General features: G+C 66.7%; 23 protein-coding genes. 18 read left to right on the top strand and 5 right to left on the bottom strand.

Going from position 1 to position 25,267, the window contains the following annotated elements; genetic code table 11:
• Positions 1-127 precede the first annotated feature (127 nt).
• A complete protein-coding gene (gene zwf, locus C8J24_RS02245; RefSeq protein WP_107929986.1) occupies positions 128-1,621 on the bottom strand; it encodes a glucose-6-phosphate dehydrogenase in 1,494 nt (497 codons plus the stop codon).
• A 125-nt stretch (positions 1,622-1,746) separates the two neighbouring features.
• Positions 1,747-2,640 carry a LysR family transcriptional regulator gene (locus C8J24_RS02240; RefSeq protein ID WP_031396651.1) on the bottom strand — a complete coding sequence of 298 codons (894 nt, stop codon included), beginning with the start codon at positions 2,638-2,640 and terminating at the stop codon, positions 1,747-1,749.
• A 115-nt stretch (positions 2,641-2,755) separates the two neighbouring features.
• Between C8J24_RS02240 and C8J24_RS02235 the strand changes: the two genes are divergently transcribed.
• Both C8J24_RS02235 and wrbA read left to right on the top strand, forming a co-directional pair.
• A complete protein-coding gene (locus C8J24_RS02235; protein ID WP_107929984.1) occupies positions 2,756-3,475 on the top strand; it encodes a pirin family protein in 720 nt (239 codons plus the stop codon).
• A gap of 65 nt (positions 3,476-3,540) precedes the next feature.
• Positions 3,541-4,140 carry an NAD(P)H:quinone oxidoreductase gene (gene wrbA / locus C8J24_RS02230; protein WP_107929982.1) on the top strand — a complete coding sequence of 200 codons (600 nt, stop codon included), beginning with the start codon at positions 3,541-3,543 and terminating at the stop codon, positions 4,138-4,140.
• A gap of 32 nt (positions 4,141-4,172) precedes the next feature.
• Here wrbA and C8J24_RS02225 read toward each other — a convergent pair whose 3' ends face one another.
• Positions 4,173-4,928: a M15 family metallopeptidase gene (locus C8J24_RS02225; protein ID WP_107929980.1), complete on the bottom strand. Its 756-nt coding sequence runs from the start codon at positions 4,926-4,928 to the stop codon at positions 4,173-4,175.
• A 46-nt stretch (positions 4,929-4,974) separates the two neighbouring features.
• Between C8J24_RS02225 and C8J24_RS02220 the strand changes: the two genes are divergently transcribed.
• From C8J24_RS02220 to C8J24_RS02205, 4 genes are all read left to right on the top strand, one after another.
• Positions 4,975-5,700, top strand: coding sequence for an RluA family pseudouridine synthase (locus C8J24_RS02220; RefSeq protein ID WP_107929978.1), 726 nt, complete (start codon positions 4,975-4,977; stop codon positions 5,698-5,700).
• Entirely contained in the window at positions 5,693-6,106 is a 414-nt protein-coding gene (gene arfB, locus C8J24_RS02215; protein ID WP_056406103.1) for an alternative ribosome rescue aminoacyl-tRNA hydrolase ArfB, read from the top strand. The genes C8J24_RS02220 and arfB overlap by 8 nt, the downstream gene beginning before the upstream one ends.
• A 19-nt stretch (positions 6,107-6,125) precedes the next feature.
• A complete protein-coding gene (locus C8J24_RS02210; RefSeq protein ID WP_107929976.1) occupies positions 6,126-6,608 on the top strand; it encodes a GAF domain-containing protein in 483 nt (160 codons plus the stop codon).
• A gap of 130 nt (positions 6,609-6,738) precedes the next feature.
• Positions 6,739-7,596, top strand: a complete 858-nt coding sequence (locus C8J24_RS02205; protein WP_107929974.1) for an RcnB family protein — start codon at positions 6,739-6,741, stop codon at positions 7,594-7,596.
• 3 nt (positions 7,597-7,599) lie between these two features.
• Here the strand turns inward: C8J24_RS02205 and C8J24_RS02200 are convergent, their stop codons facing one another.
• The gene (locus tag C8J24_RS02200; protein ID WP_107929972.1) at positions 7,600-8,883 is read right to left on the bottom strand and encodes a M20/M25/M40 family metallo-hydrolase; all 1,284 of its coding nucleotides are present in this window, start codon (positions 8,881-8,883) and stop codon (positions 7,600-7,602) included.
• A gap of 94 nt (positions 8,884-8,977) precedes the next feature.
• Complete coding sequence (locus tag C8J24_RS02195) at positions 8,978-9,433, bottom strand: universal stress protein (RefSeq protein WP_031394497.1); 456 nt, start codon at positions 9,431-9,433, stop codon at positions 8,978-8,980.
• Positions 9,434-9,567: 134 nt separating this feature from the next.
• On the opposite strand from C8J24_RS02195, the gene C8J24_RS02190 reads away from it, so the two are divergent.
• The 12 genes from C8J24_RS02190 (at position 9,568) to C8J24_RS02135 (ending at position 25,232) form a co-directional block, all read left to right on the top strand.
• Complete coding sequence (locus C8J24_RS02190) at positions 9,568-10,935, top strand: pyruvate dehydrogenase complex dihydrolipoamide acetyltransferase (protein ID WP_107929970.1); 1,368 nt, start codon at positions 9,568-9,570, stop codon at positions 10,933-10,935.
• Between the two features lie 111 nt (positions 10,936-11,046).
• Positions 11,047-11,259 carry a hypothetical protein gene (locus tag C8J24_RS02185; RefSeq protein ID WP_107929968.1) on the top strand — a complete coding sequence of 71 codons (213 nt, stop codon included), beginning with the start codon at positions 11,047-11,049 and terminating at the stop codon, positions 11,257-11,259.
• Between the two features lie 44 nt (positions 11,260-11,303).
• Positions 11,304-11,645 (top strand): acyl-CoA thioesterase, encoded by a 342-nt coding sequence (locus C8J24_RS02180; protein ID WP_042466532.1) that lies wholly within the window; start codon positions 11,304-11,306, stop codon positions 11,643-11,645.
• Between the two features lie 21 nt (positions 11,646-11,666).
• The gene (gene lpdA / locus C8J24_RS02175) at positions 11,667-13,061 is read left to right on the top strand and encodes a dihydrolipoyl dehydrogenase (RefSeq protein WP_037529779.1); all 1,395 of its coding nucleotides are present in this window, start codon (positions 11,667-11,669) and stop codon (positions 13,059-13,061) included.
• A gap of 249 nt (positions 13,062-13,310) precedes the next feature.
• Complete coding sequence (locus C8J24_RS02170; protein ID WP_244180353.1) at positions 13,311-13,784, top strand: DUF2975 domain-containing protein; 474 nt, start codon at positions 13,311-13,313, stop codon at positions 13,782-13,784.
• A complete protein-coding gene (locus tag C8J24_RS02165; RefSeq protein WP_031393448.1) occupies positions 13,784-14,014 on the top strand; it encodes a helix-turn-helix domain-containing protein in 231 nt (76 codons plus the stop codon). The genes C8J24_RS02170 and C8J24_RS02165 overlap by 1 nt, the downstream gene beginning before the upstream one ends.
• Positions 14,015-14,030: 16 nt before the next feature.
• Positions 14,031-14,978: an ABC transporter ATP-binding protein gene (locus C8J24_RS02160; protein ID WP_107929966.1), complete on the top strand. Its 948-nt coding sequence runs from the start codon at positions 14,031-14,033 to the stop codon at positions 14,976-14,978.
• The gene (locus tag C8J24_RS02155; protein WP_167396672.1) at positions 14,975-16,474 is read left to right on the top strand and encodes an ABC transporter permease; all 1,500 of its coding nucleotides are present in this window, start codon (positions 14,975-14,977) and stop codon (positions 16,472-16,474) included. Before C8J24_RS02160 ends, C8J24_RS02155 begins: the two co-directional genes overlap by 4 nt.
• A 60-nt stretch (positions 16,475-16,534) precedes the next feature.
• Entirely contained in the window at positions 16,535-18,580 is a 2,046-nt protein-coding gene (locus C8J24_RS02150; protein ID WP_208620897.1) for a M13 family metallopeptidase, read from the top strand.
• Positions 18,581-18,986: 406 nt separating this feature from the next.
• Positions 18,987-22,094 carry a TonB-dependent receptor gene (locus tag C8J24_RS02145; protein WP_107929961.1) on the top strand — a complete coding sequence of 1,036 codons (3,108 nt, stop codon included), beginning with the start codon at positions 18,987-18,989 and terminating at the stop codon, positions 22,092-22,094.
• A 55-nt stretch (positions 22,095-22,149) separates the two neighbouring features.
• On the top strand, positions 22,150-23,700 hold the full coding sequence (locus C8J24_RS02140; RefSeq protein WP_107929959.1) for a tryptophan halogenase family protein: 1,551 nt from the start codon (positions 22,150-22,152) through the stop codon (positions 23,698-23,700).
• Positions 23,697-25,232 (top strand): tryptophan halogenase family protein, encoded by a 1,536-nt coding sequence (locus C8J24_RS02135; protein ID WP_244180351.1) that lies wholly within the window; start codon positions 23,697-23,699, stop codon positions 25,230-25,232. The genes C8J24_RS02140 and C8J24_RS02135 overlap by 4 nt, the downstream gene beginning before the upstream one ends.
• The last annotated feature ends 35 nt before the right edge of the window (positions 25,233-25,267 follow it).

The following is a 25,267-nucleotide window of genomic DNA, read 5'->3' as shown; positions in this document are numbered from 1 at the left end:
ATTAACCAAAGAACATCTGAAAGCAAAAGGTTAATTCCGTCTTAAATGAGAGCGTTATACGAACTCTTGGTACGGAACCGACCAAAACTCCGTCATCAGAGCCCGGCAACCGAGTCGCGGCGCGGGCTCACGTCTTCGCCGGGTCGAGCGTGTGCCAAGCAAACCCGTCGCGCGCGAGCAGTTCGTCTGCCGCCGCCGGTCCTGTCGTACCCGCGGCGTAAGTGTCGGGTGCGCCTTCGCTTGCCCATGCGTCGAGAAACGGCTGGACCGCGGCCCATCCCGCCTCGATCGCGTCGGCGCGCTGGAACAGCGTCTGGTCGCCAGCGAACAGATCGTGGATCAGCGACTCATACCCGGTCATCGCGCCGATATCGAACGAGTCGGCGTAGCGGAAATCGAGCGCGATCGGCGCGGTGTCGACCTCGAGCCCGGGGCGCTTGATATTGATATCCATGCTGAGCCCCTCATCGGGCTGGATCTGGATGATCAGGCGGTTGGGCGGCAGCTTCTCGGCGGCGGTCGCGTGAAACTGTGCGAACGGCACGGGCTTGAAGGTGATCACGACCTCGGTATCGCGTATCTCCATTGCCTTGCCGGTGCGAAGGTAGAAGGGCACGCCCGCCCAGCGCCACGTGTCGACCATCAGCTTCAGCGCGACATAGGTCTCGGTGGTGCTGTCGGGGGCAATGTCGGGCGATGCCGTGAAGGCGGGGACGGCGCGCTCGCCGATCGTCCCCGCACCATAGGCGCCGCGGACGCCGTTGCGACGTGCCTTGGCGGGCGAATAAGCCCGAACGGCTTTCAGCACCTTGCCCTTTTCGTTGCGGATGGCCTCCGCGTCGAAACTCGCAGGGGGCTCCATCGCGACCATCGCCAGCAACTGGAACAGATGGTTAGGGACCATGTCGCGCAATGCGCCCGTCGCGTCGTAGAACGCACCGCGCGTGCCGACGTCGACAGTCTCGGCGGCGGTGATCTGGACATGCGCGATACAGTCGGCATTCCAGACCCGTTCGATCATCATGTTCGCAAAGCGCGCGGTCATGATGTTCTGGACGGTTTCCTTGCCGAGGAAATGGTCGATCCGGTAGATCTGTGTCTCGGCGACGTGCGACAGGATGCGCGCGTTCAGCGCCTGCGCGGAGGCGAGGTCGTGGCCGAACGGCTTCTCGATCGCGATCCGGCGAAACGCGGATTTGCTTTCATGCGTCAGCCCGTTGGCCGCGAGCCGATCGACGATGTCGCCGAAGAATCGCGCGGGCACGGCGAGATAGAAGGCGGCGTTGCCCGATAGCCGGTCGCTCAGCCGTGCATAGACGTCGTCCTGCGTGAAATCGCCCTGCATATACTGGACGCGCGCCTGCAACCGGTCCCAGGCAGCCTCCTGCTCGGGCGAGGCATGCGCCGCGGGAGCGCTGGCGCGAAAGGTGGCAAGCGCGGTGCGCAGCGTGTCGTCGTCGCCGGGTTCGATGCCGATTCCGAGGACCGAGAAATCTTCGCCGATCATGCCGAGTCGGGTCATGTTGGTCAGCGCGGGCATCAGCAATCGGCGGGTCAGGTCGCCCATCGCACCGAAGATGACGAGCGTGGTCGGCGGGGCGGGATGGATCGCGCCGGTCATGCGCGGCGGGCCCGGGGCGCGGTCTGGTAGGGGAGCATCGACATCCTTCCGTGGTGACTCACAGCAATAGCCTGGCGGCGAGCATTGTTCCGTAGGGGGTTCCGTCGGGGTCCAGCCAGCGCGGTTCAGCCGGGGTCGCGAAGCCGTGCGCCGAGGAACGCGATGAGCGCCTCGACCCGGGCCGGGCGGAGCGGGCTGGGCGGGGTCAGCAGGTGGAGGCCGATCGGTGCGGGCGCCCAGTCGTCGAGCAGCGTTACCAGCGCACCGGACGCGAGCTGCGCCTCGATGATGAAATGGGGCAGCCGCGCGATGCCGAGACCGGCGACGAGCGCCGGGACGACCGCCTCGCCGCTATTGGCGGTGAGCTGACCCTGCAACCGCACCGAAACGTCGCTTTCGCCGGGGCGCTGAAACCGCCAGGGCCCGACGACGTTCGAATAGCCGATCAGGCGGTGTTCGCCGAGCTGCGCGGGATGCGTCGGCGTTCCGTGCGCCGCCAGATAGGCAGGCGCGGCGACGGTGTGCGCCTGGATGCTGCACAGCCGTCGCGCGCGCAGGGAACTGTCGGGCAGCTCGGCGATCCGCAACGCCACGTCGAACCCTTCCGCGACGATGTCGACTCGCGCGTCGGACAGATGCAGGTCGATCTCGATGCCGGGATGCGCGGCCAGGAACTCGGCCAGCAGCGGCGCGACATTGGTAATCCCGAAGCTCATCGGCGCGGCCAGCCGCACGCGACCCGTCGGCGCGCTCGCGGCATCGTTCGCCGACTCCTCTGCGAGGCGCGCTTCGCCGAGGATCCGCGCGGCGTGCTCGGCAAGCGGCTTGCCCGCTTCGGTCAGCGCGAGACGGCGCGAGGTGCGATGAAACAGCGACTGGCCGAGATGCGCCTCGAGCCGGGTGATCGCCTTGGATACGGTCGCCTTGCTCAGTCCGATCGCGTCGGCGGCGGCGCTGAACGAGCGATGTTCGACAACGCTGGCAAAGATCGCCCAGGCTTCGAGGTCGGGAAGGCGCATCATTCACTCTCCGCAGCGGTGACGTTTGCTAGCAATCGAAACGATCGGTTTCCAGCGTTTCTATTTACGGTGCGATGCCAGTGTCTATCTTGGTGCCAACAAGTGGAGACCTCTCATGACGACCACGACTCTCAACACCGTAGACCGCCGCCCCTTCGACAGCCTGGGCCATGCCGATCATGGCTGGCTGAATGCGCGGCATCATTTCTCGTTCGCGAGCTATTATGATCCTGCGCGGATGGGCTGGGGTGCGATCCGCGTCTGGAACGACGATCAGATCGCCGCCAATTCGGGCTTTCCGCCGCATCCGCACCAGGACATGGAGATCATCACCTATGTCCGCAGCGGCGCGATCACGCATCAGGACTCGCTCGGCAACAAGGGGCGCACCGAGGCCGGCGACGTCCAGGTGATGAGCGCCGGTTCGGGCGTCCGCCATGCCGAGTATAATCTGGAGCCCGAGACGACGACGATCTTCCAGATCTGGATCGAGCCCAGCCGCAAGGGTGGTTCGCCAAGCTGGGGTGCGAAGCCGTTCCCCAAGGGCGAGCGCTCGGGGCAGTTCGTGACGCTGGCAAGCAGCTTTGCCGATGACGGCGACGCGCTGCCGATCCGGGCGAACGCCCGGGTGCTGGCTGCGACGCTGAAGGCGGGCGACAGCGTCGACTATGCGGTCGGCGAGGGGCGTCACGCCTATCTTGTCCCGGCGACCGGCGCGATCACGATCGACGACGAGACCATCAACACACGCGACGGTGCGGCGCTTTCGGGCGGCCGGACGGTGCGGATCACGGCACTCGACGAGGCCGAGATCGTTCTGGTGGACTCCGAGTAATTTTACCGATCATCCTGTGACCATTCCGGCCTGTGCCGGGATGATCTGCCTTTGAGGAGACTGACATGACCAAGGTTCTGGTTCTCTATTATTCGTCCTACGGCCATATCGAGCAGATGGCGGATGCCGTCGCCGAAGGCGCGCGCGCGGGCGGCGCGGAAGTCGACATCCGCCGGGTCGCCGAGACCGCACCGCAGTCGGTCGTCGAGTCGGCGCATTTCAAGACCGACAGCGCGCATGCCGAGATCGAGGGCCCCGATGCACTGAAGGACTATGACGCGATCATCGTCGGTGCGCCGACCCGGTTCGGGCGGATGCCTGCGCAGATGGCGTCCTTCTGGGATACGACCGGCGGCCTGTGGTTCTCCGGCGCGCTGGTCGGCAAGGTCGGCGGTGCGTTTACCTCGACTGCGAGCCAGCATGGCGGGCAGGAGACGACGTTGTTCTCGATCCTGACCAACCTGCTCCATCACGGCATGACGATTGTCGGCCTGGACTATGGCTTCCAGGGGCAGATGGGCGTCGACGCGGTCAAGGGCGGCTCGCCCTACGGCGCGACGACGATCTCGGATGGCGACGGCAGCCGGATGCCGAGCAGCGTCGAACTCGACGGTGCGCGCTACCAGGGCAAGCGGATCGCCGAGACGGCCGCGAAGCTGAAGTAAGCGCGAACGATCCCTCGGGGCGACCGGGGGGATCAGCGCTTGCGGCGTTTGCCCTTTTCGGACGGAAGCGCCGGGACGGGCGCGGCCGGCACCGCGGGTGCGACGACCGGCGGGGGCGCGGGCGGCAGGATCGCCGGGTCGGCGGGATAGAGCCGCCGCGCCCTGGCGAACACGAAGCGCGCCTTTGCCGCGCCGGGTGCATCGGCGGTCGCGCCGACCCAGCGCCAGTGCCATGGCTCCCATTTGACGTTCTGCTTGTTCCCGCCGGGGAAGGATTGTTCGAATCCGAACCGCGTCGCGTTCGCGCGCAGCCAGCGCGCGGCGGGAGTTGCCGCCATGCACGCCTCGGCATCGCGACAGCCATTGGCTGGCCGGATGGCGAAGTCGACGACATAGCCGGTCGAATGTTCGCTATAGCCCGGCGGCGCGACCGAGATCGCCCGCTCGGCCGCTGATGTCCCCGACTCGCGGCAGAACACGCTGCGCTGCTGCGCGATCGAACGCTGGCACGACAGGCCGCGCAATTCGCCCATCACCGCCGGGTCCGATTTGGCCGCAGCGAGCAGGCGGAGAAGGTCGGGCAGCATGTCGCGGCGGACCACGCAGGTCTGGCGGACGCCGAAGTCGGACGGGGTGGCGACCAGCTCGGACGGGGCGGCGTCGCCGTAAGGCAGATGCCCGAATGCGCGACCATCGGCGGCGATCGCTGCGCTCTGTCCGGCGCAGAGTTGCGCATTGGCGGCGGCCGGGATCAGCAGCAACGAAAGAACTAAGGGGCTACGCAACATCGTGCGGGCTCTGGCATGCGGGCGCAGATGCTGGCAAGGGCGACACATGCATGGTGAACGCGTACTTTTCCTCGACGGCGAGGCCCTGATCATCGACAAGCCCGCCGGGCTGCCGGTCGATCCGCCTCGTGACGGCTCGCTGAGCCTCGAGAATCATCTCGAAAGTCTCAAATTCGGATTCCAGCGCTGGCCGATGCCGGTGCACCGTCTCGATCGCGACACGAGCGGCTGCCTGTTGCTGTCGCGCAATCCCAAGGCGCATGCGCGGTTGCAGCAGGCGTTCGAGCAGGGCCTGGTCTCGAAGCGCTATCTCGCGGTGCTCGACGGCGTCCCCGCCGAAGAGACCGGGACGATCGACATGCCGCTCGGCAAGATCAGCAGCGCCGAAGAAGGCTGGCGGATGGTCGAGGACGCCAAGGGCAAGGCGGCGCGGACCGGCTGGCGGGTGCTCGCAACCCGCGACAGACGTTCGCTGGTCGAATTCATCCCCCAGACCGGGCGGACGCATCAGATCCGTGTCCATGCCGCGCTGGGCCTCGGCGCAGCGGTCGTCGGGGATCCGGTCTATGGCCAGAAGGATCGCCTGGGGATGATGCTCCACGCGCAGCGGCTGGTCGTGCCGCGGCCGGGCAAGGCCGATGTCGTCGGTATCGCGCCGCTGCCAGAACGGTTCGCGACCGCGGGCTTCGGCGAGGAACCGGGCGTCGAGGCGACGCCGTCCCCGCAGGACGCACCCGCGCCGGATCCGCGTCCCGAACCCGATAATGGCTGACGTGATCGACGCCTCCCTGCTTGAGGGGGCGATCGAGGAGAAGTTCCTCGCGGCCTCCGGGCCGGGCGGGCAGAACGTCAACAAGGTGGCGACCGCGTGCCAGTTGCGCGTCGACATATTCGCGCTGGGCCTGCACCCCGAAACCTATCGGCGGCTGAGGCTGGTCGCGGGCAGCCGGATGACCGCGGCGGGGGTGCTGGTCATCACCGCGCGCCGGTTTCGCACGCAGGAGGCCAATCGCGCCGATGCGCGCGACCGCGTGCTCGAACTGATCGCACAGGCGCAGCACCGCGACGCGCACCGGGTCAAGACCAAGCCGTCCAGGGCCGCCAAGGCACGGCGGGTGGATACGAAGAAGGTCCGCAGTTCGGTCAAGGCCGGGCGCGGGCGGGTTCGCGAAGACTAACCGCAGACAAGAGGCGATGATGTACCAGTTTGATATTTCCGGCGGTTCGAAGGCCGATCTGTACCGCGACCTGCTCGCGGCGCTCGACGCGGTGACCGTGGACGAGCGCGATCCGATCGCGAACATGGCGAATGCGGCTGCGCTGGTCTGGGAATATCTGCCCGATCTCAACTGGGCGGGCTTCTACCGTGCGGTCGAGGGCGAGCTGGTCCTGGGGCCGTTCCAGGGCAAGGTCGCCTGTATCCGGATCGCGATGGGCAAGGGCGTCTGCGGCACCGCGGCGGCGGAGCGGACGACGCAGCTGGTCGAGGACGTCCATGCGTTTCCCGGGCATATCGCCTGTGACGCGGCGAGCCGGTCCGAGCTCGTCGTGCCGGTCGTCAGTGACGGGCGGCTGATTGGCGTGCTCGATCTCGACAGCCCCGAGCCTGCACGGTTCGATGCCGAGGATGCAGCCGGGTGCGAAGCGCTGGTCGCGTTGCTGGCGTCGCGGATCAGCTGACGCCCGGACCTGACGCCTGCTCCGAATCGGGACCGGGTTGCGGCTGGCCGTGCCAGGGCGGCTTTGGTACGCACTGCGTCAGCATAGGACGCGGCCCCGAAGCGTGCGGTGCGTCAGGGGAGAAGATGTCATGCGCATGAAGGTGATCGTCGGTCTCGCACTGATCATGTCGGCGGCGGGCACGACTGCCGAGGCGCAGCGGCGTCCGGACGGGGCATCGCGGCCCGGTGCGACCTATCCCGTTCCTGCCCGCAGCGTGGTCAGCGTAAGCCCGGAGCCCGCCGCGTCCAGCGACGCGCGCCGGGGCAGCAGCGTCGATGGTCGCTGGTCGGCCGGGGCGAACGCGCCGGGCGGCTGGAGCGGTTATCGTCGGCCGTACCGGGGCTGGGCGCTGCCGGCCTATTGGATCGCGCCGCGGTTCGGGATCGTCGACTGGCGCGACTATGGGCTCGCGCCGCCGCCGCCGGGCTATCGCTGGACGCGCTATTATGACGACGCCGTGCTGATCGATGCGCGGGGATCGATCTTCGATACGCGTGCCGGGGTCGAATGGGACGGCGCCAATGGAGGCGATGCCGCCCCGCGCTATGACGTGCAAAGCTTCGACGGGCGGGCGGACGACCGGGTCTATGCCCGCCGCCAGCCGCGGCCGGTAACGCGGCGGACCTATGTGACGACCCGCGTCGAAGCGGCGCCGGACTTTGCGGGGGCCGCCTATCGCGACCAGCCATTGCCGCCCGTCCAGCAGCGTGGCGGGACATGGGTGTCGCCCGACGGGATGACCACCGTGACGACGACCGGCGGCGGCTATCCCGGCGGCACAGCCTATGCCGGCGACGGGACGACGACGGTCACCGTCCAGTCGGTGCCGGTCACGACGACCACGACGACGACCGAATATATCACCGAACCCGTGACCTACCGGCGGACGACCCCGCGTCGCGGACCGGGCCGGACGCGGGGCGGCACACTGGGGTCGGCGCGCTAGCGCTCAGCGGCGGCGTTCGCGGCCCGCGAAACTGACGACACTCTCGCTGCCATCCGCGCCGAGTGCGGACACGCCGACGAAATGGTCGTCGACGGGGGTCTGGGCGAGCAGCGTCTCGGTGCTGGTGACGTCGCGCAGGTCCTTCCAGTCCTGCGTGTCGTTGCGCCGCCAGCGGACTCGGTAGCCTGCCGCACCCGGAACCGCGGCCCATTTGACCTTGGTGTCGCGCGACAGGGCACCGGCGATCGACACGTCGCCCGGTGCCGCGGGCGCGGCGGCGAGGCGGGCGAGCGTGGCGATGTTGATCGCGGTCACCTTGGCCAGATAGGGGAAGTCCATCCCGGCGATCGTGTCGCCATAGTCGACGCCGTTTTCGGTGCGCAGGTCCTGATGCTGGCGATCCCAGTTCTCCGCCGCGACCGAGAAGCGCACCGCGGGATAGCCGAGCTTCAGAAAGGGTTCGTGATCGCCGCCGCGGCCGAACCGGTCGGGGCGACGGTCGAGCATCACGTCGAGCCCGCCGGGGATCGTGCCCGCGACGCCGTCGATCGTCTTGGCGAGCGCGCGGCTGGGGCCATCGTCCTCGCCACCCTCCGCGCGACGACCGATCTGCGCGGCAAGGTCTTCGGACGCGCGAATGCCTTCGGAAAAGACGCGGACGCTCGACGCCATGCGGACGCCGCCCTGGCCGACCGTGTTGCCGACAATGTCGTTGTTGAGCATCGCGGTGACGGTCCAGCCGCGCGCCTTGGCGGTGTCGGCGAGCAGCTCGGCGCCCCACAGACCCTGTTCCTCACCCGAGAAGACCGCATAGACGATGGTCGCGTCGAACTGCCGCTTCGACAGCGCGCGGGCGGCTTCGAGCACCAGCGCAACGCCCGATGCATTGTCGTTTGCGCCCGGCGCGTCGCTCGTCACGTTCATGACGTCGGTCACACGGCTGTCGATATGCGCGCCGACGATCACGACGCGATTCGGGTCGCGCCCCTTCTGGATGCCCAGCACGTCCTCGACATAGACGCCAGTCGGTGCGCGCGGCCCCGACACGGTGCGGCCGATCCGCTCGACCGTGACGCAGCCGCCACAGGCGCGGCCGATCTCGGTGAAGCGCGCCGCGGCCCAGCTGCGTGCGGCACCGATGCCGCGCTTAGGATCGGTGGTGGTCGATGCGGTGTGGCGCGTGCCGAACCCGACCATCGCGGTCACATCGGCCTTGAGGCGGGTGGCGGAGGGCGCGGGAAGCGCGGCGGCGGCTGCGGCGAGCAGCGGAAGGGCGAGGATCGGCATCGGCGTCACCGTGGCGGCTTCGGCCGGGGAGCTCAAGCGGGGAGTGTTGGATTCGCTCGGTTTAGCCCTCCGCCTCCGTCATCTCCCGCCGCCGTCAACTGAGCCGGTCGATCGCCTCGCTGGTCAGCGACCCCGGGATGATCATGACCGGCACGGGCAGCGCACCCGCATCGGTGCCGGAGAAATGCGCGATCAGCGCACCCGGCGCACCGCTCGCCGCGGCGCCGAGCACCAGCGCGGCAATATTGGGGTTGGCAGCGATCATCTCGCGGATGATCTTGGGGCCTTCGCCCTCGCGAACGGTGATCGACGGGCGCAGATCCGATTCCTCGATCAGCGTGCCCGCTGCGGCGGCGACGAGGCCCTCGGCATGCAGCCGCGCCTCCTCCTCGATCGTCGCCTGGACGCCGCCGAACGCGATGAATTCCTGCGGCGGGATCAGCGTGAGGATCTCGACGCCGCCGCCGGTCTTCACCGCGCGCCGCGCCGCAAAGCGCAACGCGATACCCGCCTCGGGCGACTCGTCGATGACCACCAGATAGACACGCATCATATTCCCCTGTTTATCGGGCTTAGGTGCCGTGCAGATGCGGTTCGCGCAAGGGGAAGGCGGCTTCGCGGGGTTGACCCGGACGGGCGGGGGCGCGAGTAGGCATGCCGTTACGTAACGCCCTGGGGACCTCCATGTCGATCGAGATCAAAATGCCTGCCCTGTCGCCGACCATGGAGGAGGGCACCCTCGCCAAATGGCTGGTGAAGGAAGGCGATACGGTGAAGTCCGGCGACATCATGGCCGAGATCGAGACCGACAAGGCGACGATGGAATTCGAAGCGGTCGACGAAGGCGTGATCGCCAAGATCCTAGTTGCCGAGGCGACCGACAATGTGAAGGTCGGCACCGTCATCGCGATCCTGGCCGAAGAAGGCGAGGATGCGTCCTCGGTGTCCGCGCCGACCAAGAGCGAGACGCCCGTCCCCGCGGCCAAGGAATCGGAGGCCAAGCCCGATCCCAAGGATCCCAACGACACCGGCAGCGAGGCAAAGCCCGTCGCCCGGACCGAGACGTCGGCCGAGGATCATGGTCGTCCCGCCGATGCGGGCGCCGCGTCGGAGTCTAAGCCCGAGTCGAAGCCCGCCAGCGGTGACCGTGTCAAGGCGAGCCCGCTCGCCCGCCGCCTCGCCGCCGACAAGGGGATCGACCTTGGTTCGGTGTCGGGTTCGGGGCCGAAGGGTCGCATCGTCAAGGCCGATGTCGACAGCACGAAGCCCGGGGCGGCACCTGCCGCCGCGGCCCAAGCCGCCGCACCGGCCGCTTCCGCTGCCGCGCCAGCACCCGCCGCCAAGCCCGCGGTCGTGCCGGATATCCCGCACGAGTCGACCAAGCTCAGCAACGTGCGCAAGACGATCGCGCGCCGCCTGACCGAATCGAAGCAGACCGTTCCGCACATCTACCTGACCGTGGACGTGCGTCTCGACGCGCTGCTCAAGCTGCGCGGCGAGCTGAACAAGAGCCTCGAAGCGCGCGGCGTGAAGCTGTCGGTCAACGATCTGCTGATCAAGGCGCAGGCCGTCGCGCTGATGCAGGTCCCGACCTGCAACGTGATGTTCACGCCTGACCAGCTGATCAGCTTCCAGCGTGCCGACATCTCGGTCGCGGTGAGCACGCCGTCGGGTCTGATCACGCCGATCATCGTCGGTGCGGACACCGCCTCGCTGTCGTCGATCTCGATGCAGATGAAGGACCTTGCTGCCCGCGCACGCGACGGCAAGCTGAAGCCCGAGGAATATCAGGGCGGCACCGCCTCGATCAGCAACATGGGCATGTTCGGCATCACGCAGTTCGACGCGGTCATCAACCCGCCCCAGGCGATGATCCTCGCGATCGGTGCGGGCGAGAAGCGTCCCTATGTGATCGGCGACGAGCTCACCGTGGCGACCGTAATGTCGGCGACCGGCAGCTTCGACCACCGCGCGATCGACGGCGCGGACGGCGCGCAGTTCATGAAGGCGTTCAAGCATCTGGTCGAAAACCCGCTGGGCATGCTGGCGTAAGACCGTGACCGCTGTGGCCCCTCTCCCGTTCGCCCTGAGCGAAGTCGAAGGGCATGTGTCCCATGGGCCTCGACTTCGCTCGGCACGAACGGGGTCGGGCCGGCGCGCGTCATGACCAGGACGCTCATCGAGATCCTGCACATCCTCGTCGGGCTCGGCGTCGCGGTCGCGATCACCTGGGCGGCGGCCTGGTCCTATCCGCTCGGGCAGAACGTGATCTGGTGGTGCGGGGCGGCGGCGATGGTCGTGACCGTGATCATGGGGATCGGGCCGCTGCGGCAGGCCCGCATCCTCGACCGACAGACCAGCAGGAGCCACGCGTGACCGACCTGCCCCCCGACAAGGCGCCGACGATCCGCGTCACCGCGATGCCCGCCGATGCCAACCCTTACGGCGACATCTTCGGCGGATGGCTGATGGGGCAGATGGATCTGGCGGCCGGTTCGGTCGCCTCGCGCCGCAGCGGCGGGCGTGCGGTGACCATTGCGGCGGACGCCATGAAATTCCACATGCCCGTCGTCGTCGGCGACGAGGTGTCGGTCTATGCAGAGCTGATCGCGGTCGGCCGCACGTCGATGACGATCGAGGTCGAGGCATGGCGCCGCGCGCGGCACAGCAACGACAGCTGCAAGGTAACACAGGCGCGCTTCATCTTCGTCGCGGTCGGCGACGACCGCAAACCGCGGCCCGTGCCGCCCGCTTCCAACTGATTCACTTGAAGGACTCTCCACGTGGCTGACACCTATGATCTGGTCATCCTTGGTTCGGGCCCCGGCGGCTATGTCGCGGCAATCCGCGCGAGCCAGCTCGGCCTCAAGGTCGCGATCGTCGAGCGCGAGCGCCTGGGCGGCATCTGCCTCAACTGGGGCTGCATCCCGACCAAGGCGCTGCTGCGGACGTCGGAAATCTATCATTATATGCAGAACGCCGAGAGCTATGGTCTGAAGGCGGACAATGTCGGCTTCGATCTCGCCAAGGTCGTCGACCGCAGCCGCAAGGTCGCAGGCCAGCTGAACGCGGGTGTGAAGGGCCTGATGAAGAAGAACAAGGTGACCGTCGTCGAAGGCGTCGGCACCGTGACCGCAAAGGGCAAGCTGAGCGTCAAGCAGGGCGACAAGACCGTCGAGCTCGAAGCCAAGAACATCATCGTCGCCACCGGCGCCCGGGCGCGCGACCTGCCGTTCGCCAAGGCCGACGGGAAGACGATCTGGACCTATCGTCACGCGATGGTGCCGACCGAGATGCCCACCAAGCTGCTGGTCATCGGATCGGGCGCGATCGGCGTTGAATTCGCCAGCTTCTACAACGACATGGGCGCCGACGTGACGATCGTCGAGATGCTCCCGCGGATCCTGCCGGTCGAGGACGAGGAAGTCTCCGCGTTCATGGACAAGGCGCTGACCAAGCAGGGGATAAAGCTCCTGACCGGCACCGGCCTCGAAGGCCTGGCGCCATCGGGCAGCGGCGTCACCGCGAAGATCAAGCACAAGGATGGCAAGGTCGTCGAGGAGACGTTCAGCCACGCGATCGTCGCGATCGGCATCGTCCCCAACACCGAAAATATCGGGCTGGAAGCGCTCGGCGTCGAGACCGACCGCGGGCACATCAAGACCGACGGCTATGGCCGCACCAATGTCGACGGCATCTGGGCGATCGGCGACGTCACCGGCGCGCCGTGGCTCGCGCACAAGGCCAGCCATGAGGGGATCATCGCGGTCGAGAAGATCGCGGGCGGGTCGCCGCACCAGATGGACAAGGCCAACATCCCCGGCTGCACCTATTCGCGCCCGCAGGTCGCGAGCGTCGGCATGACCGAGGCGAAGGCCAAGGAAGCCGGCTATGAGCTGAAGGTCGGCAAATTCCCGTTCATCGGCAACGGCAAGGCGATCGCGCTCGGAGAGGCCGAGGGCTTCGTCAAGACGGTGTTCGACGCGAAGACCGGGGAGCTGCTCGGCGCGCACATGGTCGGCGCGGAAGTCACCGAGCTGATCCAGGGCTATGTCGTCGCACGCCAGCTCGAGACGACCGAGGCCGAGCTGATGGAGACGGTGTTCGCGCACCCGACGCTCAGCGAGATGATGCACGAGAGCGTGCTCGGCGCCTACGGCCGCTCGATCCACTACTGAGCCCGACCGCGTGACGTCACCCGCGCTTCGGCGCGGCCGGTGGCGGCACCGTTTACGATGCGGCGCGCGATCAGACCGATCGTGCGCCGTTTTGCCGTCGCCACGAGGCGATAAGCGTCCCGACCAAAATGGACCAATGAATCGACTTGCCGTTTATCGATAGGCCCCATATCGTTTTGCAATATGCAGGCGGGGGCGGCGATGAGGAGGGATCGGGTTCTTTGGGGGGCGACGGGGCTGCTTCGGCTGATGCTCGTCCTTAATATCGTCTGCGCCGCGGTGTTCGCGCTGGCGTTGCTGCTGTCCTGGCCGATGCAGGGCATGCTGAGCGCGCGGCTGACGCATAAATACGGCGGGACGCTCGATCTGGACCAAGCGGTGCTGGCGATCCGCATGATGCTGTTCGTCGGCATTGCCGGCGGCGTCGCGCTGCATCCGATCTTCTCGAATCTGCTCCGCATCGTCGCGACGGTCGAGGCGGGGGATCCGTTCGTCGACGACAATGCCACGCGGCTCGCGCGGATCGGCTGGGCGCTGTTGGCGCTGCAATGCCTCGATCTCGCCTTTGGCGGGGTCGTCCGCTGGATTTCGCTGCTCAAGCTCGACGTGACCGGATGGACGCCGTCGCTGGGCGGGTGGATCGCGGTCGTCATGATTTTCGTGCTCGCGCGCGTCTTCCGGATCGGTGCGCGGATGCGCGACGACCTGGCGATGACGGTCTGATGCCGGTCGCGGTCAGCTTGGACGCCATGCTGCATGCGCGGCGGATGACGCTGACCGAGTTGTCGGAGGCGGTCGGCATCACGCTCGCCAATCTGTCGATCCTGAAGACGGGCAAGGCCAAGGCGATCCGCTTCACGACGCTGGAGGCGATTTGCCGCGTGCTCGACTGCCAGCCGGGCGATCTGCTGCGGGTCGTCGACGAGGATGAACGGGGCGAAGACGGAATTTAAACGGGGGGATGGTCCGATGGACGCACTGGTTCTGAACGGGGTGACGAAACGGTTCGGGGAGCGGACCGCGGTCGACGCGCTGAGTTTTGCGGTAAAGCCGGGGGAAATTTTCGGCTTTCTCGGCGGGAATGGCGCGGGCAAGACGACGTCGCTGCGCATGGTGCTCGACATCGTGCGGCCGACGGCGGGACGGATCTCGGTACTCGGCTGTCCGCCCGGGCGCGAGAATGCCGCCGATCTGGGCTTTATGCCCGAGGAGCGCGGACTGTACCGCGGGATGAGCGCGATCGACACCGTCACCTATTTCGGGCGGCTGAAGGGCATGTCGGCGGTCGCAGCGCGCGCGAAGGGCCATGCGCTGCTCGACCGGTTCGGCCTTGCGGCATCGGCCAAGATGCAGATCGACAAGCTGTCCAAGGGCATGGCGCAGAAGGTCCAGCTGGCCGCGACGCTGGTCAACGGTCCGAAGCTACTGCTGCTCGACGAACCCTTTTCGGGTCTCGACCCGGTGAACCAGGGGCTACTCGAACACGAGATCCTGGAGGCCGCACGGGGCGGGGCGACCGTGGTGTTCTCGACGCATGTGATGCAGCATGCCGAGCGGCTGTGTGACCGGCTGTTGCTGCTCTCGCAAGGGCGCAAGGTATTCGAGGGCACGCAGGCGGAGGCCCGCGGGCGATTGCCGGCACGGCTGACGATCGTCGCGCGCGATACGCCGATGCGGTGTCCCGGCGTCGAGCGCGCGGAGCCCGGCGCCGTCGATGCACAGGGCTGGAGCGACTATGACGTGACGCTGGCAGAGGGGATCGATCCTGCCGACGTGCTGCAATGCCTGACCGAGCAGGGCGTGACGCTGCGGCGGTTCGACCAGTACCGCGTCAGCCTGCACGACGTCTTTCTCCATCTTGTCGGCCCCCCTCCAGCCGGGCTCGCCGACCCGGCTATGGCGGAGCATGCAGCATGACCCACAATATCCTGCTCGTCGCGATGCGCGAGTTCCGGCAGATCACGGGCATGCGCAGCTTCTGGCTGACGCTGCTGATCCTGCCGCTGGCACTGGCGGTCGGGCCGATCGCGAGCCGCCTGACCCAGTCCGAAAAGACCCAGCGCGTCATGCTGATCGATGCCGATGGCCGCGCGGCGGCGGCGATCCGCGCGCGGCTCGATACCGATTACCAGCGGCGGGTCCTGACCGCGCTGTCGCGCTACGCGCAGCGCTACGGGCTCGATCGCGCCGATCCGGGCGCGTTGTGGGCGCAGCATGACCGGCTGTTCGGTGATGCCGACGTCGCGACGTTCGCCAAGGCCGGCGGCCTGCCTGCCGCGCTGGCGGCGATGCGGCCGGCGACGACCTCGGAAACGCCGAAGTTCGACGCGCCCGAGGCCGATTTCGTGGTCCTGCCGACGCCGCCTGCAATTGCGCGCGCGGCGCCCGGCGCGCTCGATGCGCAGCTCAAGCCGCTGCTGCGGCCGGGCGAGTTCGGCGACAAGACGGCCAAGCCGCTCGACTATGCGGTCTATGTCCCACGCGGTTTCGGCGTGCAGACCGCCGATGTGCGACTATGGTCGAGCGAGCAGCCTGGCGCGAATTTCGTCCAACCGTTGCAGACCGTGCTCACGCAAGACCTGCGCACCGCCTATCTCGAGTCGACCGGGCTCGCGCGCGATCAGGCGCGCACCGCGACCAGTCTGGTCCCGGCGATCGCGGTCTCGACCCCGGCGCCTGGGGGCGGGCGCGAACGGATGCTGGTGCGATCGGTGGTGCCGTTGCTCAGCGCCTATATCCTGCTGATGTCGCTGCTGTTGTCGGGCAACTGGATTTTGCAGGGGCTGGTCGAGGAGCGGTCGAACAAGCTTATCGAGACGGTACTCGCCTGCATCAGCCCCGACGAGCTGCTCTATGGCAAGCTCGCGGGGACGGTCGCGGTCGGGCTGACGATGGTCCTGGTTTGGGGGCTGTGCGCGACCGGTGCCGCGGTGGCGACGCAGGGGGCGGTCGGCGCGTTCCTGCACGTCGCACTCGCGCCGCTCGCCTCGCCCTGGATCATCCTGGTGATGCTGTATTTCTTCCTCGCAGGCTATCTGATGGTGTCGATGATCCTGCTGGCGATCGGCGCGATGAGCGATTCGATGCGTGATGCGCAGAGCTATCTGACGCCCGTGCTACTGGTCATCGCGATGCCGTTCACGGTCGTCGCGCAAGGCGTCCTGTCGAACAGCGGCGCGACCGCGATCAAGGTGCTGACCTGGATCCCGATCTACACGCCGTTCACGATGCTCGCGCGGCTCGGCAGCGGGGTTTCGACCATGGAGATCGTCGGCAGCGGCGTGCTGCTGGCGGTGTTCATCGGCATCGAGTTCGTCTTGCTCGCGCGTGTGTTTCGCGCCAGCCTGCTCAATGCGGGGCAGAAGCCCAACCTCGCCGCACTGGCCCGGTTGATGCAGCGTACGCCCGCCTGACGCATGCGTACCGTTCATATCATTTCGGGGATCCAACCCCGGTTTTCTGGAGGAGCTATGATGTCGTTCAATCGTATTTCGCGTCTGTCGCTGGGGGTGGCGCTGCTTGCCCTGTCCGCACCCGGTCTGGCCCAGACCGGCACGCCGGGCGGCGCGCGCTATGGCAGCTTCGGGATCGACCTGACCGCTGCCGACAAGGCGGTGAAGCCTGGTGACGATTTCTGGACGCACGCCAATGGCGCCTGGGACAAGCGTACGGCGATCGCACCGGATCGCACGTCCGCGGGCGGCAGCGTGATCCTGGCGGATCAGGCCGAGCAGCAGGTCCGCGCGATCCTCGACGATGCCGCGCGCGATCCCGCTGCGGTCGGCGCCGGGGCCAAGCAGTTCGGCGATCTCTATGCGAGCTTCATGGACGAGGCCGCGATCGAGCGCGCCGGCGCCGCACCGCTCAAGCCCTATTTCGCCAAGATCGACGCCGCGACCGACAAGCAGAAGCTGCAGACCTTATTCTCGACGGTCGGCTATGCGTCGCCGGTCGAGGTCGGGCAACTGCCCGATCCCGCCGATCCGAAGCGCTACGCGGTGGCCGCGGGACAGGGGTCGCTCGGGATGGGCGGCCGGGATTATTATCTCGAGCAGGGCGCCAAATACGACACCTTCCGCACGGCGTATCGCGCCTATGTCGAGAAGATGCTGACGCTGTCCGGGGTGACGGATGCGTCGGCCAGGGCGGACCGGATCGTCGCACTCGAAACCGCGATGGCCAAGGTGCAGTGGTCGCCGGTCCAGTCGCGCGACCTGCAGGCGATGCTGAAGCCGATGGATGCGGCGGGCCGCAAGGCGCTGGCGCCCGATTTCGACTGGCCGCTGTTGCTGTCGACTGCGGGCTATGCGCAATTCCCGGTCGTCTACATGACCAACTCGACCGCGCTGACCGAGCTCGGCAAGATCTTCGCCGCGACGCCCGTGTCGACCTGGCAGGACTGGATGAAGTTCCGCCTCGCCTCCGCAAGTGCCGGCGCGCTGCCCAAGGCGTTCGATCAGGCAACGTTCGATTTTTACGGCAAGACGCTGGCCGATCAGCCGCAGCAGCGCGCGCGGTGGAAGCGCGGCATCGCGCTGGTCAACGGCACGATGGGTGAAGCCGTCGGCGAAGTCTATGTGAAGCGGCATTACCCGCCCGAGAGTGAAGCGAAGATGGGCGAGCTGATCGCCAATCTGCGCGCGGCATACAAGGAGCGCATCACCGCGAACAGCTGGATGGATGGCGCGACCAAGACCCAGGCGCTGGCCAAGCTCGCCGCGTTCGATCCGCGGATCGGCCATCCGGTCAAATATATCGACTATTCATCGCTCAACGTCGTCCGGGGCGACCCGGTCGGCAATGCCATGCGCGCGGGCGAATTCCAGCATCAGCTCGACCTCTCGCGGCTCGGCAAGCCCGTCGATCGTACGCTCTGGGGCATGACGCCGCAGACGGTGAACGCCTATTACGACCCGCTCAACAACCAGATCACCTTCCCCGCGGCGATCCTCCAGCCGCCCTATTTCGATCCCAAGGCGGATGCGGCGGTCAATTACGGCGCGATCGGCGCGATCATCGGGCATGAGATGGGGCATGGTTTCGACGACCAGGGCAGCCAGTTCAGCGCGACGGGCAAGTTCGAGAACTGGTGGACGCCGGCCGCTCGCACCGCCTTCACGCAGCGCACCGCTGCGCTGTCGAAGCAGTTTGATGCCTATGAGCCGATCCCGGGTGTCCACGTGAAGGGTGCGTTGACGCTGGGCGAAAATATCGGCGATCTGGGCGGCGTCGAGACCGCTTATGCCGCCTATCAGAAGTACCAGGCGGAGCATGGCAAGGCACCTGTGATCGGCGGGCTGACCGGCGACCAGCGCTTTTTCCTCGCTTACGCGCAGGCATGGCAGGCAAAGTTGCGTGAGGGCGCAGCGCGCGCGCGGCTGCTCACCGATCCGCACTCGCCACCCTTCTACCGCGTCAACGGGATCGTCCGTAACGTCGATGCCTGGTATACGGCGTTCGGGGTCAAGCCCGGTGATGCGCTGTATCTGGCGCCTGGCGACCGCGTCCATATCTGGTAACATCTCGCGGGGCGTGTGGCCGTTCACACGCCCCGATTTTCTTGTGCGCACCACGCGCGACCCGGCTGTGATATCGCTATCCGAGATGGCGGCCGACTGAGACCCGAAGGCCGTTGCGCCCGACGAGGCCAGTGGATACGGGACCGGGCAAGCCTGACGGGCCGGCGGGCGCTCAGCAACAAAGGTAAGCAGTCGTGTCACAAAACTCGGCTCGCAGCTGCCGGTTTGCTTGGATTTAACAAAATCAATTTATGATTTGATTGCTTTCGTTTAAGTCTCACATCCTCGCTTTGTCTCTATTGTCTTCTAAATCAGATCAGCCTAACGGCGGTAGCGGTAGCATTCGTTTACAGATGCGCCGTTGCTGATGTGGTGCGTCTGATGCGCTGCGGCATGGGGAGGGGTTATGAAGGCTTTCGTTCTGAATTCGGGGTCACGTGGGCGTGTGGCGATCGCGATGCGGGTCGGTGTGTCGCTTGCGGCGCTGCTGGCAGCAGGCGCGGGCAGCGCTGCATGGGCGCAGGTGGAAACGCAGACCGTGTCGCCCGATACGACCCAGGCTGCGACGCCGGGACAGGAGGTCGGTCAACCCGCGGCCGATGCGACCGGGGACGGTGATATCGTCATCACCGGCCGTCGCGCCGCGCTCGAGGCGGCGGACGAGCGCAAGCGTCGCAGCGAGACGATCGTCGACTCGGTCGTCGCCGATGATGCCGGCAAGCTGCCCGACAACTCTATCACCGAAGTCCTGCAGCGCGTCTCGGGCGTCTCGATCGTCCGCTTTGCCGCGCTGGGCGATCCCGACCATTATTCGGTGCAGGGGTCGGGCGTGCAGGTCCGTGGCCTGACGGGCGTCGCGTCGCGGCTGAACGGCCGCGAGATCTTCAGCGCGAACAACGGCCGCGCAATCCTGTGGAGCGACGTCACGCCCGAACTGATGGCAGCGGTCGACGTCTACAAGGCATCGACGGCCGACCTGATCGAGGGCGGCACCGGCGGCCAGATCGATCTGCGCACTAAGATGCCGTTCGACTTCAACGGCAAGTTCCACATTGCTGGTACGGGCGAACTCGCGCTCGGCGACATGGCGAACAAGGCGGATCCGTCTGGGTCGGTGCTGATTACCGATTCGTTCGATACGCCGATCGGCCGGATCGGCCTGCTCGGCGACGTCGCGTTCAGCCAGTTCAGCTCGCTGTCGCAGTTCATCCGCGTCAGCCCGTATTTCAAGACCAAGCTGAGCGATGGCAACGAGCGGTACGTCCCCAGCGGCTTTGCCTATGGCGACGAGGCGTTCCAGTACAAGCGCTACGGCATCTATGGCGCGGCACAGTGGCAGCCGGCCGAATCGCTGACCTTTACCGGCAGCTTCTTCCAGTCGCGCTACAAGAGCCAGTCGAGCGATTACGGCACGCAGCTGGATTCGCAGACTCTGGCGGTCGATCCGGCGAGCAGCTCGTTCGACAGTAACGGCCTGCTCACCAAGACGAGCGCGCTGTTCAACCGCGACACGGCGACGTTTGCCCCGACGGGTGGGTCGGTCAACAGCAGCGGCAACAAGGGGTTCGTCGAGAGCAACACGCGGACGCGCGATTATTCGCTGTCGTTCGTCTGGGCGCCGACAGACAGCCATGTGTCGCTGAAGGGATCGCTGCAGCGCGTCGATTCGCGGCAGATCTATGATCGTCTCGACATCTTCCGCGACGTTGGCTTCGGCCAGAGCTTCGGCATGGATCTCACGGGCGACCTGCCGCAGATCACCGTCAGTCCTGCGACGCAGGAGTCGTTCGCCGATCCGGCCAATTATTTCTGGACGGCGTCGATGCCGCACAACGAACGCAACAAGGGGCGGCTCGATTCAGGGCAGCTCGATGCCGAATATACGTTCGACAACAGCTTCTTCCGGTCGGTCAAGGTCGGCGGCCGCTATGCCAAGCGGACCGAGCGCGATCTGTCGAACGGCTATAACTGGACCGCGCTGGGTCGCGGCTGGAACGGCGATCCGCAGCTGACCTATGCCAACGCGGCACCGGGCGACGTCGCCAGCCATGCATTCAAGGACTTTTTCCGCGGCAACACGACGCTGCCGGGCAACCTGATGTTCGCATCGGAGGATCTGGCGTCGCGTTTCAATGAAAACCGTACCGGACTGGTGACGGCTCCGCCTGCCGGCTTCTGCACCGGCAATGAATTCAACTGCTCGGTTGCGGGGCAGCTCCCGGTCACCGGCTATGGCGGCCAGTTCAACCCCGACGGTACGCTGGCGATCCGGCCTGTCGGGTTCGTCCTGCCGGGCGATCAGGTCAACAATCGTACCGAGAATATCGCGGGCTATGCACTGCTCCGCTTCGGGCCCGAGGAAGGCGCACGCGGCATTTCCGGTAACGTCGGCGTGCGCGTCGTGCATATCGAGAATGAAGGCAGCGGGTTCATCCAGCAGAATGGCGGGACCGTCTTTATCCGCAACGGCGCGCAGGTGACGCTGGCAAACACGTTCCTCGCCCGCGGCGGCAAGGCGGACTTCACGCGCGTGCTGCCGTCGATCAATCTCGAATATTCGCCCACCGACCGGATCAAGGTTCGCGGCGGGTACAACATTACGATGGATCTGCCGAGCTTCAACGCGCTGCGTGCGTCGGGTTCGATCGGCGTGGCGACGACCCCCAGCCAGACACCCGGCGGGATCGGCACGTTCAACAACTTCACCGCGGACACGGGCAATCCGTTGCTGAAGCCGACGCTGTCGAACAATGTCGACCTCTCGCTCGAATATTACGGGCGGGCGGGCACGTCCTTCCATCTGGCCCCGTTCTACAAGCGGCTGACCAACCTGCCGATCTATGCGCTGACCAGCCGGCAGGTCACGATCCAGTTCACCGACGGTACGACCGAGAATGTGGCGGCATCGGCCACCGACTATGTCAACTCGACCAAGGCGGCGACCGTCAAGGGCGTCGAGGCCGGTGGCCGCTTCTTCCTCGACATGCTGCCCGGTGCGCTTGCCGGGATCGGGTTCGAGGGCAACTACACCTTCATCAAGAGCAGCAATCCGGGCGATGTCTACCGCGACATCACCGGCGCCGCTCGCAACGACGCGCCGCTGGTCGGGTTGTCGAAGCATAATCTGAACGCGACGCTGCTGTACGAGCGCAATCCGATCTCGTTGCGCGTCGCCTATTCCTGGCGCTCGCGCTATCTGCTGTCGACGAACAGCAACGGCACGAACGGCACCTATACCTATTACAGCGCACCGGGTGTCGTGACCAATCAGGATGGCGGCCTCGACGCATCGACGCAGATCGCGTTGCCGATCTATGGCGGCAATTATGGCTCGGTCGACGCGGGTGTGCGGTTCAAGGTGAACGACCAGTTCTCGTTCGGCGTGCAGGGGACCAACCTGACCGCGGCGACGCAACGGACGCTGATGGGTGGGTATCCCGGCGGCAAGCTGGTCGGGCGCAGCTGGTTCCAGGCCGATCGCCGTATCAGCACTGGCATAAACCTCGCCTTCTGACGATGATGCGTCCCCTGTCGACGTACTGTCGGCAGGGGACGAAGCGGAGCGCGTGATGCGGAAGAGGATCCTGATCGTTGGCGGCGGTACCGCCGGCTGGCTGACCGCGGGTTATCTGGCGAAGCGTTTGGGCGCCGATCTGGCGGGCGGGGTCTCGATCACGCTGGTCGAATCCAAGGACATCGGCATCCTCGGCGTGGGGGAAGGGACCTTCCCGACGATCCGGCGGACCCTGGCGACGATCGGCATCGACGAGGCCGAGCTGATCCGGCGATGCGGCGCGACGTTCAAACAGGGGGCGAAGTTCGTCCATTGGCGCCACGCCCCCGGACAGGGCCGCACCGATCATTACTCGCACCCGTTCCAGGTTGCCGATGCGAGCGACGGCCTCGACCTGCTGCCCTATTGGCTGCTGGGGCATGGCGGCGCGGAGAATTGGGACGAGGTCTCCAATCCACAGAAAAAGGCCGCGGACGCGATGCGCGCGCCCAAGCTGGCGACCAACCCCGATTATGTCGGGCCGCTCAACTACGCGTTTCATTTCGATGCGGTGGCGCTCGCCGGGCTGTTGCGCGAACATGCGGTCAGGAACGGTGTCCGGCATCTGACCGACACCGTGTCCGAGGTGCTGCTCGCTGAAGACGGGGCGATCGGCGGGGTGCGCACCGAGCGGAACGGGATGCTCGACGCCGATCTCTATATCGATTGCACGGGCTTTCGTGCCGAACTGATCGGCAAGGCGATGAAGGTGCCGTTCCGGTCCTGCCGCGACGTGCTGTTCTGCAACCGCGCGATCGCCGCGCAGCTGCCTTATGCAAAGCCCGGCGATCCGATCGCGTCCTACACGATTTCGACCGCGCAGGAGTCGGGCTGGATCTGGGACATCGGGCTCGATCGCAGGCGTGGCATCGGGCACGTCTACTCGTCCGACCATAGCGACGACGAGACTGCCGAGCGCGTGCTGCGTGGCTATCTGGGCGCGGGCGGCGACAAGGCCGAGGTGCGCCATTTCAAGTTCGATGCGGGGTACCGCGAGGTCAACTGGGTCAAGAACTGCGTCGCGGTGGGGTTGTCGAGCGGGTTTTTCGAGCCGCTCGAGGCGACGGGGATCGCGTTCGCCGAGGTCTCGGCGGGCATGATCGCGAACCTGTTTCCCTGGGGCGGCGACTACGAGACGTCGGCGCGCCAGTTCAACGCCAACATGCTGCGCCGCTACGAGCGCGCGCTCGATTTCATCAAGCTGCATTACTGCATCTCGGAACGGCGCGACACGGCGTTCTGGCGCGACAATGTGGCCGACACCTCGATCCCCGACAGCCTGCTCGAGCTGCTCGACCGGTGGCGGTTCCGGCCACCCAACGAGCTCGACATCGACGGGCAGGTCGACATCTTCACCGACGCGAGCTGGCAATATGTCCTGTACGGCATGGGCTGGAAGACGGACATAAGCGCAAAGGCCGGCGCGCTGCGCTATGCTGACGATGCCCGGCGTGCATTTGCCGAGGTCCGGCGACAGGCGGACTATGCGATCCGCAACCTGCCGTCGAACCGCGATCTGGTCGCCTATGCACAGCACCATCATTTCGGTGCGCGAGCGGCGGCGTGACGGATCCCGGCCCGGCCCGCATCACCAGGATCGTCATCGTCGGCGGAGGAACGGCCGGGTGGATGACCGCCGCTGCGATGGCGCGGCTGGTCGAGAGCGGCGTCGCGGTGACTTTGGTGGAATCCGAGGAGATCGGCACGGTCGGCGTTGGCGAGGCGACGATCCCCTCGCTGCTCGACTATAACCGGATGCTCGGCATCGACGAGGACGACTTCGTCCGCGCGACGGGGGCGACGTTCAAGCTGGGAATCGAGTTTCGCGACTGGGGGCGGCTGGGCGACGCGTATTTCCATCCGTTCGGCACGCATGGCCGCGACGTCGAGGGGGTGGCTTTCCATCAGCTTTGGCTGCGTCAGGCCCGGCTTGGGCGAGCCGACATGCCGGGGCCTATCGGCGACTATTGCCTGTCGGCCGTGGCGGCGCGCAACGGGCGTTTCACGCGACCGTCGGCCAATCCGCAATCGGTCCTGTCGACGCTGTCCTATGCCTTCCACTTCGATGCCGCGCTCTATGCCAGATATCTGCGCGACCGTGCCGAGGCCGCGGGGGTGGTGCGGATCGAGGGGCGCGTGGCGGCAGTCGATCGGCATGCCGGGACCGGCTTCATCGAGGCGGTCCGGCTCGCGGACGGGCGTGCGATCAACGGGGACCTGTTCGTCGATTGCAGCGGGTTCCGATCGCTGCTGCTTGGCGACGCGATGGACGTCGGGTTTACGAGCTGGCAGCACTGGCTACCCTGCGATCGTGCCTGGGCGGTGCCGAGTGCACCCCGCGATGCGCCGGCCCCGCATACACGCGCGACCGCGGAAGCGGCCGGCTGGCGCTGGCGGATCCCGCTTCAGCACCGCGTCGGCAACGGCCATGTTTATGCGAGCGACCATGTCGACGACGAGACCGCGCTGCGGGTGCTGCTGGACGGACTGGACGGCCCGCCGCTCGCCGATCCGCGCCAGTTGCGGTTCGTCGCGGGGCGGCGCGACCGGCTGTGGGACCGGAATTGCGTCGCGATCGGGCTGGCCGGCGGCTTTCTCGAGCCGCTCGAATCGACGAGCATCCATCTGATCCAGTCGGGCATCGCGCGGCTGATGAGCCTGTTTCCCGATACCGGGTTCAGCGCGGTCGAGATCGCCGAATATAACCGGCAGATGCTCCGGGAGTATGATCAGGTCCGCGACTTCATCATCCTTCACTACCATGCGACGACGCGGACGGATTCGGCGTTCTGGCGGCATTGCCAGAGCATGACGCTGCCGCCGTCGCTGCAGGCCAAGCTCGATCTCTGGGCGGGCCGGGCGCGGATCTTTCGCGAACAGGGCGAATTGTTCACCCCCGACAGCTGGATTGCGGTCCTGCTCGGCCAGGGCATCTGGCCCGCGTCGGTCGATCCGCTGACCGCGGGACTGCCGGTGGCGGAGAGCGCCATGTTTCTCGACCATGTGCGGGAGATGGTCGCCAAGACCGCCGAGGCGATGCCGCGCCACGCCGACTTCATCGCCCGGCATTGTGCGGCACCGCTGCGAACCGCGGCATGACGCGATCGGCACGCCGCGGCGATCGCTAAAAAGCT

This window comes from Sphingomonas aerolata, from assembly GCF_003046295.1.
GTDB classification, from domain to species: Bacteria; Pseudomonadota; Alphaproteobacteria; order Sphingomonadales; family Sphingomonadaceae; genus Sphingomonas; species Sphingomonas aerolata.
Note: the sequence above shows the minus strand (reverse complement) of the source record. Positions and strands in the feature narration are given on the sequence as shown.

Bases quoted from the DNA above. Each gene is read 5' to 3' on its own strand.
- C8J24_RS02160 (WP_107929966.1), top strand. From the start codon at position 14,031: ATGGACGCACTGGTTCTGAACGGGGTGACGAAACGGTTCGGGGAGCGG.
- C8J24_RS02205 (WP_107929974.1), top strand. From the start codon at position 6,739: ATGCGCATGAAGGTGATCGTCGGTCTCGCACTGATCATGTCGGCGGCG.
- C8J24_RS02185 (WP_107929968.1), top strand. From the start codon at position 11,047: ATGACCAGGACGCTCATCGAGATCCTGCACATCCTCGTCGGGCTCGGC.
- C8J24_RS02235 (WP_107929984.1), top strand. From the start codon at position 2,756: ATGACGACCACGACTCTCAACACCGTAGACCGCCGCCCCTTCGACAGC.
- wrbA (WP_107929982.1), top strand. From the start codon at position 3,541: ATGACCAAGGTTCTGGTTCTCTATTATTCGTCCTACGGCCATATCGAG.
- C8J24_RS02140 (WP_107929959.1), top strand. From the start codon at position 22,150: ATGCGGAAGAGGATCCTGATCGTTGGCGGCGGTACCGCCGGCTGGCTG.
- C8J24_RS02195 (WP_031394497.1), bottom strand. From the start codon at position 9,433: ATGCGTGTCTATCTGGTGGTCATCGACGAGTCGCCCGAGGCGGGTATC.
- C8J24_RS02170 (WP_244180353.1), top strand. From the start codon at position 13,311: ATGCTCGTCCTTAATATCGTCTGCGCCGCGGTGTTCGCGCTGGCGTTG.
- zwf (WP_107929986.1), bottom strand. From the start codon at position 1,621: ATGACCGGCGCGATCCATCCCGCCCCGCCGACCACGCTCGTCATCTTC.
- C8J24_RS02210 (WP_107929976.1), top strand. From the start codon at position 6,126: ATGTACCAGTTTGATATTTCCGGCGGTTCGAAGGCCGATCTGTACCGC.
- C8J24_RS02145 (WP_107929961.1), top strand. From the start codon at position 18,987: ATGAAGGCTTTCGTTCTGAATTCGGGGTCACGTGGGCGTGTGGCGATC.
- C8J24_RS02240 (WP_031396651.1), bottom strand. From the start codon at position 2,640: ATGCGCCTTCCCGACCTCGAAGCCTGGGCGATCTTTGCCAGCGTTGTC.
- C8J24_RS02200 (WP_107929972.1), bottom strand. From the start codon at position 8,883: ATGCCGATCCTCGCCCTTCCGCTGCTCGCCGCAGCCGCCGCCGCGCTT.
- C8J24_RS02225 (WP_107929980.1), bottom strand. From the start codon at position 4,928: ATGTTGCGTAGCCCCTTAGTTCTTTCGTTGCTGCTGATCCCGGCCGCC.
- C8J24_RS02220 (WP_107929978.1), top strand. From the start codon at position 4,975: ATGCATGGTGAACGCGTACTTTTCCTCGACGGCGAGGCCCTGATCATC.
- C8J24_RS02150 (WP_208620897.1), top strand. From the start codon at position 16,535: ATGTCGTTCAATCGTATTTCGCGTCTGTCGCTGGGGGTGGCGCTGCTT.
- C8J24_RS02155 (WP_167396672.1), top strand. From the start codon at position 14,975: ATGACCCACAATATCCTGCTCGTCGCGATGCGCGAGTTCCGGCAGATC.
- arfB (WP_056406103.1), top strand. From the start codon at position 5,693: ATGGCTGACGTGATCGACGCCTCCCTGCTTGAGGGGGCGATCGAGGAG.
- C8J24_RS02190 (WP_107929970.1), top strand. From the start codon at position 9,568: ATGTCGATCGAGATCAAAATGCCTGCCCTGTCGCCGACCATGGAGGAG.
- C8J24_RS02180 (WP_042466532.1), top strand. From the start codon at position 11,304: ATGCCCGCCGATGCCAACCCTTACGGCGACATCTTCGGCGGATGGCTG.
- C8J24_RS02165 (WP_031393448.1), top strand. From the start codon at position 13,784: ATGCCGGTCGCGGTCAGCTTGGACGCCATGCTGCATGCGCGGCGGATG.